At 67.4% G+C, this 12,592-nt stretch carries 11 protein-coding genes; 1 reads left to right on the forward strand and 10 read right to left on the reverse strand.

All coding sequences use genetic code 11. The annotated features are described in order from the left end of the window. Window positions 1-110: 110 nt before the first annotated feature. Complete coding sequence (locus NCR35_RS15245) at window positions 111-1,271, reverse strand: metallophosphoesterase (protein ID WP_250534992.1); 1,161 nt, start codon at window positions 1,269-1,271, stop codon at window positions 111-113. 403 nt (window positions 1,272-1,674) lie between these two features. On the opposite strand from NCR35_RS15245, the gene NCR35_RS15250 reads away from it, so the two are divergent. After that, the gene (locus NCR35_RS15250) at window positions 1,675-2,874 is read left to right on the forward strand and encodes a M20 aminoacylase family protein (RefSeq protein ID WP_250534993.1); all 1,200 of its coding nucleotides are present in this window, start codon (window positions 1,675-1,677) and stop codon (window positions 2,872-2,874) included. 20 nt (window positions 2,875-2,894) lie between these two features. Here NCR35_RS15250 and NCR35_RS15255 read toward each other — a convergent pair whose 3' ends face one another. The 9 genes from NCR35_RS15255 to NCR35_RS15295 all read right to left on the reverse strand — a co-directional run bounded on the left by NCR35_RS15255 (window position 2,895) and on the right by NCR35_RS15295 (window position 12,400). Further along, window positions 2,895-4,436 (reverse strand): methyl-accepting chemotaxis protein, encoded by a 1,542-nt coding sequence (locus NCR35_RS15255; RefSeq protein ID WP_250535021.1) that lies wholly within the window; start codon window positions 4,434-4,436, stop codon window positions 2,895-2,897. Window positions 4,437-4,583: 147 nt separating this feature from the next. Beyond that, window positions 4,584-4,745 carry a hypothetical protein gene (locus NCR35_RS15260; RefSeq protein ID WP_244829287.1) on the reverse strand — a complete coding sequence of 54 codons (162 nt, stop codon included), beginning with the start codon at window positions 4,743-4,745 and terminating at the stop codon, window positions 4,584-4,586. A 19-nt stretch (window positions 4,746-4,764) separates the two neighbouring features. Beyond that, window positions 4,765-5,373, reverse strand: a complete 609-nt coding sequence (locus tag NCR35_RS15265; RefSeq protein ID WP_250534995.1) for a glycosyltransferase family 9 protein — start codon at window positions 5,371-5,373, stop codon at window positions 4,765-4,767. Window positions 5,374-5,536: 163 nt separating this feature from the next. Next, window positions 5,537-6,031: a hypothetical protein gene (locus NCR35_RS15270; RefSeq protein ID WP_250534996.1), complete on the reverse strand. Its 495-nt coding sequence runs from the start codon at window positions 6,029-6,031 to the stop codon at window positions 5,537-5,539. A 117-nt stretch (window positions 6,032-6,148) separates the two neighbouring features. Continuing rightward, window positions 6,149-7,666, reverse strand: a complete 1,518-nt coding sequence (locus NCR35_RS15275) for a UdgX family uracil-DNA binding protein (protein WP_250534997.1) — start codon at window positions 7,664-7,666, stop codon at window positions 6,149-6,151. A 127-nt stretch (window positions 7,667-7,793) separates the two neighbouring features. Beyond that, entirely contained in the window at window positions 7,794-8,381 is a 588-nt protein-coding gene (locus NCR35_RS15280) for a nucleotidyltransferase family protein (RefSeq protein ID WP_250534998.1), read from the reverse strand. 99 nt (window positions 8,382-8,480) lie between these two features. Further along, window positions 8,481-10,700 (reverse strand): xanthine dehydrogenase family protein molybdopterin-binding subunit, encoded by a 2,220-nt coding sequence (locus tag NCR35_RS15285; RefSeq protein ID WP_250535000.1) that lies wholly within the window; start codon window positions 10,698-10,700, stop codon window positions 8,481-8,483. Further along, on the reverse strand, window positions 10,697-11,686 hold the full coding sequence (locus NCR35_RS15290; protein WP_250535002.1) for an FAD binding domain-containing protein: 990 nt from the start codon (window positions 11,684-11,686) through the stop codon (window positions 10,697-10,699). The genes NCR35_RS15285 and NCR35_RS15290 overlap by 4 nt, the downstream gene beginning before the upstream one ends. Before the next feature lie 9 nt (window positions 11,687-11,695). Next, the gene (locus NCR35_RS15295; protein ID WP_250535003.1) at window positions 11,696-12,400 is read right to left on the reverse strand and encodes a (2Fe-2S)-binding protein; all 705 of its coding nucleotides are present in this window, start codon (window positions 12,398-12,400) and stop codon (window positions 11,696-11,698) included. Window positions 12,401-12,592 lie beyond the last annotated feature (192 nt).

Below are 12,592 nucleotides of genomic sequence, written 5' to 3' on the forward strand. Positions count from 1 at the left end.
GAGATCCCGCTCGCCGACGAAGGGCGTCCGTTCATTCCCGTGTCCGGACGTCGCGCTTTCCCTGAGCGCCGGACGCGCGTCGTCGACGCGCGTCCACTTCCTCCGCTCCCTCACGCAGTCGCGGCCACCAGCCGCACGCGCGTGATCTCGGACGGCGCGCCGAGCCGTTTCGGCGGACCCCAGTATCCCGTCCCGCGACTCGTATAGACCCAGAGCCCGTTGAACTTCACGAGTCCCGCGACGAACGGTTGCTGAAGGCGCACGAAGAAGTTCCACGGCAGGAACTGGCCGCCGTGCGTGTGTCCCGAAAGCTGTAACGTGAAGCCCGCTTCCGCTGCCGCCGGCGCGCTGCGCGGCTGGTGCGCCAGCAAGACGCGCACGAGCGCATCGGCCGGTGCGCCGTTGATTGCCTTCGCCGGATCGCTGTGGTGCGCCGGGTCGAAGCTGCCCGCGCTGTAATCGGTGACGCCCGCGATCACGGCCTGCGCGCCGTCATGGTCCACCACCACATGCTGATTCAGCAGCACCGTCAGTCCGAGCCGACGGAACTCCGCGATCCACTTGTCCGCACCCGAGTAATACTCGTGGTTGCCCGTCACGAGAAATGCGCCGTGCCGCGCGCTCAGGCCGGCGAGCGGGCGCGTGTGGTCGGAAAGATGCGGCACCGCGCCGTCGACGACATCGCCCGTCACCGCGATCACGTCCGGCTCCAAGCCGTTCACCGCCGCGACGATGCGCTCCACGTAAGGCCGCTTGATGGTCGGGCCAACGTGAATGTCGCTGATCTGCACGATGGTGAAGCCGTCGAGCGCGGCGGGCAAATCGGCGATCGGCACGTCGACGGTCACGACCGGCGCGCGCTTGCGCGCGTTGTAGAAGCCGATCGCGGACAGCAGAATGGCGAGAATCGGCACGGCGAGCGCGCTATCGGCGACGAGCGCGGGCGAACCGATGGGCGCACCGCGCAGCCAGTCGGCGAGATGCACGCACAAGAGGAGAACATCGCGTGCGAACGTCAGCAACAGCAGCGACGAGAAGAAGCCCATCGCGGTGAGGCCGCACCACGCGAGCCGGTCGGAAAGCGGCTGCGCCTCGATGTTGCGCGCCATCATCCCGAGTGGAATCAGAATCAGCGACGCGACGAGCCACGCTGCTGCGAGCACCTTGAGCGGCATGCCGACCGGCGCGGCCGGAATGAGCCGCCAGCCCACATAGAGGTGAAACAGAACACCGACACCGATGAAGCGGATGAAGAATGCGGAACGTCGCATAGCGCCCCTGTCGGGCCGGGTCGGCGCTCGTTGCGCTGCGCTCGGCCCCATGAAAGAAGGTTCGTGTGGATTCACAAGACGCGACGCAGACGGTCGCCATCAGGCAGCCGATTCTACCGGTTCGCTGGGAATCCCGCCTTGGGCGGTGGAGGTCGGTGCAGATGAGCGTCGGATCTACGATGTTGCACATTCGCTTCGGCGCGATCCAGCCTCCAGTGCTCACGGTATCGACGGCTCGGATTCAGAGCCACCGTGCAAAAAACGCACAGCGCTCAACGCGGAACTGGCAAGCATCGCCCGACTGGAGGAAGATGTGCGCCTTTCTGCTTTCGCGGTTGCGCAGCTTCGCAGCTTTGCAGCTTTGCGGCGCGCCGCAGGACTCATCTTGGCAAGGGCTTCCCTCATGACGACCGTTTCGTCCGACCACCGCTACACTGAAATCGCCGATCTCGCCGACGACGCGCTCTCACTGCGCGAGATTCGCCACGACATCCACCGTCATCCGGAGTTGTCGTATGAAGAGACGCGCACCGCCGCGCTCGTCGCCGCGAAGCTGGAAGAGTGGGGCTGGCAGGTGACGCGCGGCGTCGGCGGCACGGGCGTCGTCGGCACGCTGAAGGCGGGGGCCGGGACCAAGAGCATCGGCCTGCGCGCGGACATGGACGCGCTGCCGATCCTCGAGCAGTCCGGCAAGCCCTACGCGAGCGAAACGCCCGGGAAGATGCACGCGTGCGGTCACGACGGCCACACGACCATGCTGCTCGGCGCGGCCCGGCATCTGGCGCGCACGCGGCGCTTCAACGGCACGGTGCACCTGTATTTTCAGCCGGCGGAAGAGCACGGCGTGCCGAGCGGCGCGCAGAAGATGATCGAAGAGGGCCTCTTCGACCGCTTTCATTGCGATGCTGTGTTCGGCGTGCACAACCATCCGGGCGCGCAGCCGGGCACGTTCCTCTTCCGCAAGGGGCCGTTCATGGCGGCGGGCGATCAGGTGTCGATCGTGATCGAAGGCGTCGGCGGGCATGCGGCGCGGCCGCATCTGTCGGTCGATCCGGTGGTCGTCGCGGCGAGCATCGTGATGGCGCTTCAGACGATCGTCGCGCGCAACGTCGACCCGGCGCAGCCCGCCGTCGTGACCGTCGGCTCCATGCACGCGGGGACGGTCAACAACGTGATTCCGAACCGCGCGACGCTCGAACTGTCGGTGCGCTCGTTCAGCCCGGAGGTGCGCGCGCTGCTCAAGCGCCGCATTCAGGAACTGGTGGAGTCGCAGGCGGCGAGTTACGGCGCGAAAGCGACGGTGAAGTATCTCGAAGGCTATCCGGTCGTCGTCAATTCGGACGCGCAGACCGAGTTCGCGACGCAAGTGGCGCGCGAACTCGTCGGCGAGGAAAACGTCGTCGCGCACGCGGATCTGCTGATGGGCAGCGAGGATTTCGCATTCATGTTGCAGGAGCGGCCGGGCACGTTCCTGCGCATCGGCAACGGTGCGGGCGAGGACGGCTGCATGGTCCACAACCCGCATTACGACTTCAACGACAAGAATTTGCCGGTCGGCGCGGCGTACTGGGCGCGGCTCGTAGAGCGGTTTCTGGAAGCGTGAGCCGCCCGGCTGCCTGAAAATTACGCGGGCAGCTTGAAACTGCCGATCGCCTCGCGCAGCACGTCCACCTGATCCTTCAGCGAATGCGCGGCGGCGGCGGCTTCTTCGACGAGCGCCGCGTTTTGCTGCGTCACCTGGTCCATCTCGACGACCGCGCGATTCACCTGTTCGATGCCCGCGCTCTGCTCGCGCGAGGCATCGCTGATCTCGTCGAGAATCTCGTTCACGCGGCGCACCGACTGCACGATTTCGCCCATCGTCGCGCCCGCGTTCGAGACGAGCGATGCGCCTTGCTGCACCGTCTGCGTCGAGGTCTCGATCAGCGCCTTGATTTCCTTGGCCGCCGTCGCGGAACGTTGCGCGAGGCTGCGCACTTCCGCCGCGACCACCGCGAAGCCGCGGCCCTGTTCGCCGGCGCGCGCCGCTTCGACTGCGGCATTCAGCGCCAGAATGTTCGTCTGGAACGCGATGCCGTCGATCACGCCGATGATGTCGCCGATCTGCTGCGAACTCGCGGTGATGCGCGTCATCGTGTCGATGACTTCGCTCACCACGCCGCTGCCGCGCGTCGCCACGTCCGCCGCCTGTTCCGCGAGCCGCGCCGCTTGCGCCGCGCTTTGCGCGTTGTTCTTCACGTTGGCGGTCATTTCGTCCATGCTCGACGCCGTCTGCACGAGCGCGGCCGCCTGTTCCTCGGTGCGTTGCGAGAGGTCGGTGTTGCCCGCCGCGATCTCGGACGCGCCCACGTTGATGTTCTCGGTCCCGTTGCGCACGCGCGAGACGGTCTCGACGAGCCCGCGCTGCATCGTCGAAAGGGCGTGCAGCAGGCTCGTCGTGTCGTCCGGATGCACGGTCACGGCCGTCGTCAGATCGCCGTGGGCCATGCGGTGCGCGGCGCCCACTGCCAACTCCAGTTCGCCGCCGAGATTGCGCTTGATGCTGCGCACGACGACGAGCATCGCCACCGTCGCCGCCGCGCCGAGAAGCACCGTGACGAGCAGCCAGCGCAGCGCGCTCGCGTAGAACGCGCTTTGCACGTCGTCCATGTACATGCCGGTCACGATGTACCAGTCCCACGGCGCAAACCGTTGCGAATACGAGAGTTTCGCGACCGGCTTGTCGTTGCCCGGCTTCGACCAGAGATAGTGCACGAAACCGCCGCCCGGCTGGTCGCCCGCCTTGACGATATCGACGAAAAGCCGCGTGCCCGCCGGATCGGCGTAGTTCGACATGTCCTGGCCGATCATCGCAGGCTTGATCGGATGCATGACCATGGTCGGGTGCGAATCGTTGATCGACAGATAACCATCCGTGCCGTAACGGATCGCGGCGACCACGGCCAGCGCCTGCTTCTTCGCGTCTTCGTCGGTCAGGGTCTTGTTGGCGGCGAGCGCGGCGTAGTGCGACACGATCGCATGCGCCTCGCCGACGAGCGACTTCAACTGTTCCTTGCGGTCGTCGATCATCGACGCGCGGTTCTGCCACGCGCCGATCATGCCGATGGCGATCAGCCCGATCCACAGCACGGCGATCAGCGAGCCGAGCTTCTTGTTCAACGTCATTTTGTTCATAGGTGCGCCCGCATGTCTTCGTTGGATTAACGTGTCTTCCACGAAGCGACGGCGCGCGCCGCCGCTCGTCTGCTTTACGGCAGGCGATGCGGCGGTTGTAGGGCGGGGATACCCGTAAAGCGAGGCTCGCGCGGCGGCTCAGAAGCGCCGGATCGGGTCCTTGTCGGGCGGCGCGTCCGGGTGCTGCGGCTCGTCCGGGCGATGCCCCGGCGAGGGCGGCGTGAGCGGATCGGCTTCCGGATCACGATTCGGGTCCGCAATCGGGTCCGGAACGGGACTGGTCTGCAAGTCGAATTTCATGATGGTCCCCGAAAGAAGGTCACGAGGCATCGTACACGGCTGGCATGTGCAGCGTGAACGGACGGCCCGGATGCGCGTGCTCGACATCGGATAGTTCGGCGCGGGCGCGTCGCGTGATCGCGTCGCTGCCGACGGCGCGCGGCTGCTCCGCGAGCACGATATGCGGCGTGCCGAGCGCGCGAGCGACCGCGACGGGCGAGGGCGCGGCGGCGTCGTCGGAGAGGAGAAGCTGCGCATCCGCGATCAGGCGCGGCAGCGTGCGCGGCCCGACGGCGCCCGCCAGAAAGAGCGCCGCCGTCTGCATCGCGCCGAGCACGCCGGCGGTTCGCTCGGGATCGGGCGCGTCGCCGACGATCGCGATCTGCCAGCCATCGGCGGCGAGCTGATCGGCGACATCGGCGTATTGCTCGGCGCTCCACGCGGGCGTGGACATATGGCTGCCCGGGTGAATCAGCACCAGCCGCTCGCGCTCGATGCCGTGAAACGCGACGAGTTCGTCGTATTCCGCGTCCGACATGTCGCCCGACGGCGCGCGCGGCCCGGCGCTCGGCGCATCGGGAACGAGCGCGAGATCCGGTGAAAGCACGTCGGTCAACTGGGACAAGGGGAAAAGGGGATCGGCTCGCATTCTGACTCCTGCAAAGGGCGTGGCCGCGTGAGCGGACTGCGGGAGTAGTTCCAGCACGTCGCATGCCCAGCTGACCGTGCGGTGACGCGCAGAGCCAAAGTAAAACCGCCGCCTCGCGTCGAGCGAGAGCGGCGGTCTGCGTTGCCGGAGGATGCGAGAAGGCTCAGGTCTCGGAAGGACCGTCCTCGGCGGGCAAGGTTTGCGGCGTGAACGCGTCGGCGCGGCGGCGGATGCCGTCGATTTCGCCGGTCACGAAGGTGCGGTTGTCGGCGGCGAGCGCCTGCTGATACGACGCGCCTTCCGGCACGCGATGCAGGAGCGCGCGCAATTCGCCCTGCGTCGTCTGCTCGACCGGCTCGTAGTCGTAGAGGCCGAGCAGGAGTTCGGCGCGCTGGTGCAGCAGAAATAGGCACGAGGCGAACGCCGCGACGGCCAGCACTTCCTGCACGCCGAAGCGGATTTCGCGCGGCAGCGGCGAAAACGACAGCCACGCGACGAACGCCGCGCCGACGACCGCCAGCGCGATGGTCGCATTGAGCAGCCAGCCGGCGCGGGCGACGATGCGCTCGCGTTCGGTGTGCAACTGGCGCGCCGACTTCGGCACGAGCGCGGTCACGGAAAGTTGCTGCTGCAAGGCGTCGAGCGGAAGAGCGGCCATGAAAGTGTCTTGGAGAAAGCGCCGAAGCGGCGCGACACCGGTATAACGCTTTGCTTACAGGACCGTTGACGATGCTTTCGTCTTGTTGCCTTCTGTTTCCGGTTGTTGCAATTCAGGTCAGCGCGTCGGGTCCGTCGGGTCCTTTATCGGCGTGCGCACGGTGGCGGTGCCGTCGGCGATCTGCTGCGCGAACACGAGCGCCTCGACAATCGTTCCGAACACTTCCGCGCGGATTTTGTCGTCGGTCAGGCGCAGCAGATACGACGGATGATAGGTCGGCACGACAATGCGCCCCTTGTGCTCGATCGTTTTGCCGAGATACTCGGAAAGCGCCGTGCGATGCCCGGTCAGCGCCTTGAGCGCCGTGGCCCCGAGCGCGACGACCACCTTCGGCCCGATGCGCGTCAGTTCTTCGTCGAGCCAATGGCGGCAGGCTTCGCGCTCGCGCTGCGACGGCGTGACGTGCAGCCGCTCGTTGTCCTTTCCGTGCGCGTCCCACTTGAAATGCTTTACCGCGTTGGTCAGATAAAGCGACTCGCGTTCGAGCTGCGCCTCGCGGATGGCCTCGTCGAGCAGTTGCCCCGCCGGGCCGACGAACGGCTTGCCCGCGCGGTCTTCGTGGTCGCCCGGCTGCTCGCCGACCAGCATGACGCGCGCCCCCGCCGGACCCGCGCCAGGCACGGCCTGCGTGGCGTTGCGCCAGAGCGAGCAGCGTTTGCACGCGTCGAGCGAGGGCGGCTCTTTCAGCGACGTGCCGTTGAGCGGCTCCAGATCCGTATTCAGCGCGACTTCCATGTCCGCCGGCACGTTGCACGGATGGCGGTCGCGCCGCGTGTAAGGATCGGCCCGGGCGATCAGCGCGGGATCGGCGCGCTTGTTGTCCGAGTTCTTCCAGTAGCGCACCGGCATGTGCGACGCCATTTCGGCGGCATTTTCCTGCGCAGGCGTAAAGGTGCTCTCGTAATACGCGAGCCACAATGCCTCGATGGCGTCGCCGCTCACGGCCTCGCCGCTCATGGCGTCCGGGCCCACGCCGAAGTCCATGGGCTTTTCCTCCGGCTCGCTCGTGCGGTCCACGCGCAGCAGGGCGCCGTCCCAGAACGCCGCGCCGTGCGGCGTGGCGATCATCCACGTGGCGCTGCCCATGCGCGTGGCGAAATACATGGCGGCGTGCTCCAGCAGGTCGTGCACCGGCTCGCACCAGCTGATGAACTCCGGCGGCCCGAGCGACGAATCCCGGTGCCGGAAGCGCAGCGTCTTGCGCATTCTGGTTTCTTCCGCCTCCACGATTTCGATCATTCGAAGGAGCCGCTGCCCGTCCTCGTCTTCCGGCGATGCCACCGCGCGGTCGCCCTGCGTCCAGCGCCACAGCACCCTGTAAAGAAACGGCCAGCGGTCCGGCGCGCGGTAACACGCCGCCGTTTCCAGCATGGCGAGAAATTCGCGGGCGATTTTCACGGGCTTCGGCGCATTCGGATTCGCCGGGCCGCACGGCGAACCGACGGTGCCGAACACGGTTGCCGATGCGCTCGACTCCCGCCACAGCACGTCTTCCGGCGGCACGCCCTCCATGACGAGCGAGCGCGCAACGGTGCGCCATGCAGCGAACGACGGATCAAGAGTGACGCTTTTCATCGGAAACCGGAACCAGAAAAAGCCGAAAAGTACTGTATATCCATACAGTAATTCTAGCGATGGCTCCGGCCGGTAGGCAACCTTTTTAAGGTGGTCGTGCCCTTTTGACGCTGCGGGCCGCGTGCAGTCAGCCCTGCTGCAGATCACCCGGCTGATCGACGTCGCGCAACACGTTCGGGTCGTCGACTTCCACCAGAAGCGGCGCCGCTGCCGCGAAGATGGCGCGCGCTCCGGCGTCGCCGTCCAGGGCGGCGAGCGTCGCGCGATGCGTCAGCCCGAAGCCGACCGGATGCCCGCGTTGCCCGCGATACGCCGGCGCGACGAGCGCCGCGCCCGCATCCAGCGGCCGCGCGACGGCTTCGATCGTCGCGGGCTCGATCCACGGCATGTCGCCGAGCGCGACGATCCATCCTTCGGCTTCTGACGTCGCGCGCACTGCGGCGGCGAGCGTCGCGCCCATGCCGCGCGCGGCGTCCGCGCTGAAGATCACGTCGCAGCCGGCTTCGTTGAGCACGTCCGCGAGCTTCTCGGCGCCCGGCCGCACGACCGCGATCACGTCGGACGCAACCGAAAGCAGCCGTCGCGCGGACTGGAACACGACCGGCGTGCCGCCGGGCAGTGTCGCGAGGAGCTTGTTGTGCAGGCCGGAAGGATCGAAGCGGGTGCCGAGGCCCGCCGCCAGCAGGATGCCGGTCGCAGTGGACGAGTAGGTCATCGCGCGGCTCGAGAGACAAGGAAAGCCGATTGTGCAGTGCGACGAGAGGCGGGGCAAGCGCGAAGAAATGCTGCGCCTGACCCCGCCGTGATGCGCCGTTCAGGCGGTGCGCGGCATCACTTTGTCGAGCGTGATCGGCAGATCCCGCACGCGCACGCCCGTCGCGTGATACACCGCATTGCCGATCGCCCCGGCCACGCCCGTAATGCCGATCTCGCCGATTCCCCGCACGCCCAGCGGATTGATGAACGGGTCCGGCTTGCCGACGAACGCGATGTCGATCTGTCCGATATCCGCGTTCACCGGCACGTGGTACTCCGCGAGATTGGCGTTGGTGTAGCGGCCATAGCGCGGATCGAGATCGCTCTTTTCCATCAGCGCCGAGCCGACGCCCCACACGATGCCGCCCATCAACTGGCTGTGCGCGGTCTTTTCGTTGAGCAGATTGCCGACGTCGTACACGCCGACGATGCGCGGCACGCGGATCGTGCCCAATTCGGCATCGACGTGCACTTCCGCGAACACCGCGCCGAACGAGTGGAACGCGTACTCCTTCTTCTCGTCGCCGGGTTTCGTCGTCGCGATCGCTTCGATCGGCTTGCCGCCGTTGCGCGCGATGACGGCCGCCGCCGGATCGCGTTTGTCCGGGTTCGAGCGGCTCACGACCCAGCCGTTGTTCACGGTCACGTCCTCGCGCGACAGTCCCGCGACGGGCGAGCCGCGGTCGGCGATCGCCATCGCGATGAGCTGATCGCGCGCCTGTCTGGAGGCCGCCTGCACCGCCGGCGACACGCTCGCGACCGACTGCGAGCCGCCCGAGCCGGGCGCCTTCGGCAGCGACGAATCGCCGAGCGCGAAGTTGACGTAGTCGGGCGGAAAGCCGAGCGCGTCCGCCGCCACTTGCGTCATCACCGTGTACGTGCCGGTGCCGAGATCCTGCGTGCCGGCGGCGACCATCGCGGTGCCGTCGGGCAGAATGCGCGCAATCGCAGACGACTCGCTCCGATTGGCCGGATACGTCGCCGTCGCCATGCCCCAGCCGATGAGCGTATTGCCTTCGCGCATCGACCTCGGCGCGGCGCGGCGCTTCGGCCAGCCGAACTTCTGCGCGCCTTGCTGATAGCACTCCATCAGCGCCTTGCTGGACCACGGCTTCTTGTCCTGCGGCTCCATGTTCGCGTAGTTCTTGATGCGCAACGCGAGCGGGTCCATCGCGAGTTGATACGCCATTTCGTCCATCGCCGTTTCCAGCGCGAACGAGCCGCTCATTTCGCCCGGCGCGCGCATGAAGGTCGGCGTGCCGACATCGAGCTTCACGAGCTTGTGCGACGTGGAGAGATTCGGCACCGCGTAGGACATGCGCGTAACGATCGCCGAGCTTTCGGTCCAGTCCTCGAACGTGGATGTCGTCGATACGACGTCGTGGCGCATGCCGGTCATCGTGCCGTCCTCGCGCGCGCTGACCGCGATGCGCTGTTCGGTGAACGGCCGGTTGCCGACCATGCCGAACATCTGCGTGCGATCGAGCACGAGCTTGACCGGCCGCCCCGTCTGCTTCGCCGCCATCGCGGCCAGCACGACATGCGACCACACCGAGCCCTTGCAGCCGAAGCCGCCGCCGACGAACGGGCAGATCACGCGCACGTCGTCCTCCGGAATGCCGAAGAACTTCGCCACCGAACTGCGCGCGCCGGAGACGCCTTGCGTCGTGTCGTAGAGCGTGAGCTTCGGGCCGTCCCAGCGCGCGAGCGTCGCGTGCGGCTCCATCGGATTGTGATGCTCGATAGGCGTCGTGTAGACCGTATTTAGCCGCGTCGGACCCTGACGCAGGCCGGCATCCACGTCGCCGCGCTGCGTCGTGATCGCGCGTCCCATCATCTTTTGCGGCTGATACGCCGTGGGCCTCGCGCGGTCGAAATCCGCGTTCGGCGTGGCGGCGTCATAGCGGATATCGACGAAACGCGCCGCGCCCTGGGCATGTTCGAGCGTATCCGCGACGACGACCGCCACCGGCTCGTTGCTGTAGCGCACCTCGTTGTTTTGCAGGAGCGACAGGCCGCGAATCGCGGGCGGCTGCGCGTCGGGCTTGCCGCTGTGCGGCAGGCGCATCGCGTTGCGGTACGTCATCACGAAGAGCACGCCGGGCATGGACTGCGCGCGGCTCGCGTCGATCGACGCAATGCGGCCTTTCGCCACCGTGCTGGTGATGAGCACCGCGTGCGCGAGCTTGGCCTCGCTGTTGTCGCCGCAATAACGCGCCTGGCCCGTGACCTTCAGCACGCCGTCCGTGCGATCCATCGGTTGACCGATGACACTCATGCGACACCTCCTGCTTGTTTGACGGCGCGGACGATCGCCCGTTGCGCGAGCGTCACCTTGAACGCGTTGTCGCGTCGCGGTTGCGCGCCCTGCACCGCGAGCGCGGCGGCGCTTTGCAGCGTGGCGGCATCGAGCGTCTTGCCGACGAGCGCCGCCTCGGTCGCGCTCGCGCGCCACGGTTTATGCGCGACGCCGCCGAGCGCGATGCGCGCGGTCCTGACCGTGTTGCCGTCCATCTGCAACGCCGCCGCCACCGAGACGAGCGCGAACGCATAGCTCGCCCGGTCGCGGATCTTCAGATACTTCGAGTGGCCGGCGAAAAGCGGCGGCGGCAGATCGACGGCGGTGATCAGCTCGCCCGGTTTCAGCGTCGTATCGAGATCGGGCCGGTCGCCCGGCAGCCGATGGAACTCCGCGAACGGAATGACGCGCTCGCCGTTCGGACCGGTCACGCGCACGACGGCATCGAGCGCGGCGAGCGCCACGCTCATGTCCGACGGATTCGTCGCGATGCACTGATCGCTCGCGCCGAGAATCGCGTGAATGCGCGTATTGCCGTCGAGCGCGGCGCATCCGCTGCCCGGCGCGCGCTTGTTGCATTGGGGAAAGCCGGTGTCGTAGAAGTAGTAGCAGCGCGTGCGCTGCATCAGATTGCCGCCGACGGTCGCCATGTTGCGCAGTTGCGCCGACGCGCCCGCGAGCAGCGCCTGCGACAGCAGCGGATACCGCTCGCGCACCCACGTGTGATTGGCGGCGTCGCTGTTGCGCACGAGCGCGCCGATGCGCAAGCCGCCGTCCGGCAGCGGCGTCACGCCGCCGAGGCCGTCGATATGCGTTATATCGACGAGCCGCGCCGGGCGCGCGACGCCGTTCTTCATGAGATCGAGCAGGTTCGTGCCGCCGCCGATGAACACCGTGCCCGGCTGGCCGCCCGCCTGCACCGCCGAGCCGATGTCGGCGGCGCGCTGATAGGAGATCGCGTCCATGTCGTCTCCTTAACTGCGCGTCGAAGCGACGGTCTTCACCGCCGCGACGATGTTCGGATACGCGCCGCAGCGGCAGATGTTGCCGCTCATACGCTCGCGGATTTCGTCGTCCGAGAGTTGCGGCGGGCGAAAGCGCACGTCGGCGGTGGCGGCGCTCGCGTCGCCGTTGCGGTATTCGTCGATCAGCGCCGTCGCCGAGCACAACTGACCCGGCGTGCAGTAGCCGCACTGGAAGGCGTCCTTATCGATGAACGCCTGTTGCAGCGGGCTCAGGCTGTCGGCGGCGGGCGCGAGCCCCTCGACGGTCGTCACGCTTTCGCCCTCGTGCATGACGGCGAGCGTCAGACACGAATTGATCCGCCTGCCGCCGACGATGACCGTGCACGCGCCGCACTGGCCGCGGTCGCAGCCCTTCTTCGTGCCGGTGAGTCCCGCGTATTCACGCAACGCATCGAGCAGCGTGGTGCGCGCTTCGACCTGCAATTCGTACGGATGACCGTTGATGGTCAGCTTGACCGGCATGACCGGCGCGGCGGATGGCGGCATCGGCGTGGCTGCCTGCGCGTCCGCTTGCTGCGCGCCGGCTTGCTGCGCGTGCGCAAGCGGCGTCGCGGTCACGGCCGCTGCCGCCGCGGCCGATTGAAGAAAGCGCCTGCGCGACGGCTTTTGCGCCGCGTCGTCGACGGGAGGTGAAGCTTTATTGACTGGAGACATGGCGAAAGAAGGCTCCTCGCTCGTTCGGAAGGGCGTCGTCCGGCTCGGGTCTTCGTGGGCTGATCGCTCGCGGCCGACGCGACTTTCGGCCGATGAGCGCCGGTGCCCGGGTCCGCGCGGCGCAAGGTGTCTGCGAGCCGAAGCGCAGCCGACTGTAAGGCGACCGAACGTTCGGCAATTCGCGACCGCATC

It is taken from the genome of Caballeronia sp. AZ10_KS36 (genome assembly GCF_023631105.1).
In the GTDB taxonomy this organism is placed as follows: domain Bacteria; phylum Pseudomonadota; class Gammaproteobacteria; order Burkholderiales; family Burkholderiaceae; genus Caballeronia.

Bases quoted from the DNA above. Each gene is read 5' to 3' on its own strand.
- NCR35_RS15245 (WP_250534992.1), bottom strand. From the start codon at position 1,271: ATGCGACGTTCCGCATTCTTCATCCGCTTCATCGGTGTCGGTGTTCTG.
- NCR35_RS15250 (WP_250534993.1), top strand. From the start codon at position 1,675: ATGACGACCGTTTCGTCCGACCACCGCTACACTGAAATCGCCGATCTC.
- NCR35_RS15255 (WP_250535021.1), bottom strand. From the start codon at position 4,436: ATGACGTTGAACAAGAAGCTCGGCTCGCTGATCGCCGTGCTGTGGATC.
- NCR35_RS15260 (WP_244829287.1), bottom strand. From the start codon at position 4,745: ATGAAATTCGACTTGCAGACCAGTCCCGTTCCGGACCCGATTGCGGAC.
- NCR35_RS15265 (WP_250534995.1), bottom strand. From the start codon at position 5,373: ATGCGAGCCGATCCCCTTTTCCCCTTGTCCCAGTTGACCGACGTGCTT.
- NCR35_RS15270 (WP_250534996.1), bottom strand. From the start codon at position 6,031: ATGGCCGCTCTTCCGCTCGACGCCTTGCAGCAGCAACTTTCCGTGACC.
- NCR35_RS15275 (WP_250534997.1), bottom strand. From the start codon at position 7,666: ATGAAAAGCGTCACTCTTGATCCGTCGTTCGCTGCATGGCGCACCGTT.
- NCR35_RS15280 (WP_250534998.1), bottom strand. From the start codon at position 8,381: ATGACCTACTCGTCCACTGCGACCGGCATCCTGCTGGCGGCGGGCCTC.
- NCR35_RS15285 (WP_250535000.1), bottom strand. From the start codon at position 10,700: ATGAGTGTCATCGGTCAACCGATGGATCGCACGGACGGCGTGCTGAAG.
- NCR35_RS15290 (WP_250535002.1), bottom strand. From the start codon at position 11,686: ATGGACGCGATCTCCTATCAGCGCGCCGCCGACATCGGCTCGGCGGTG.
- NCR35_RS15295 (WP_250535003.1), bottom strand. From the start codon at position 12,400: ATGTCTCCAGTCAATAAAGCTTCACCTCCCGTCGACGACGCGGCGCAA.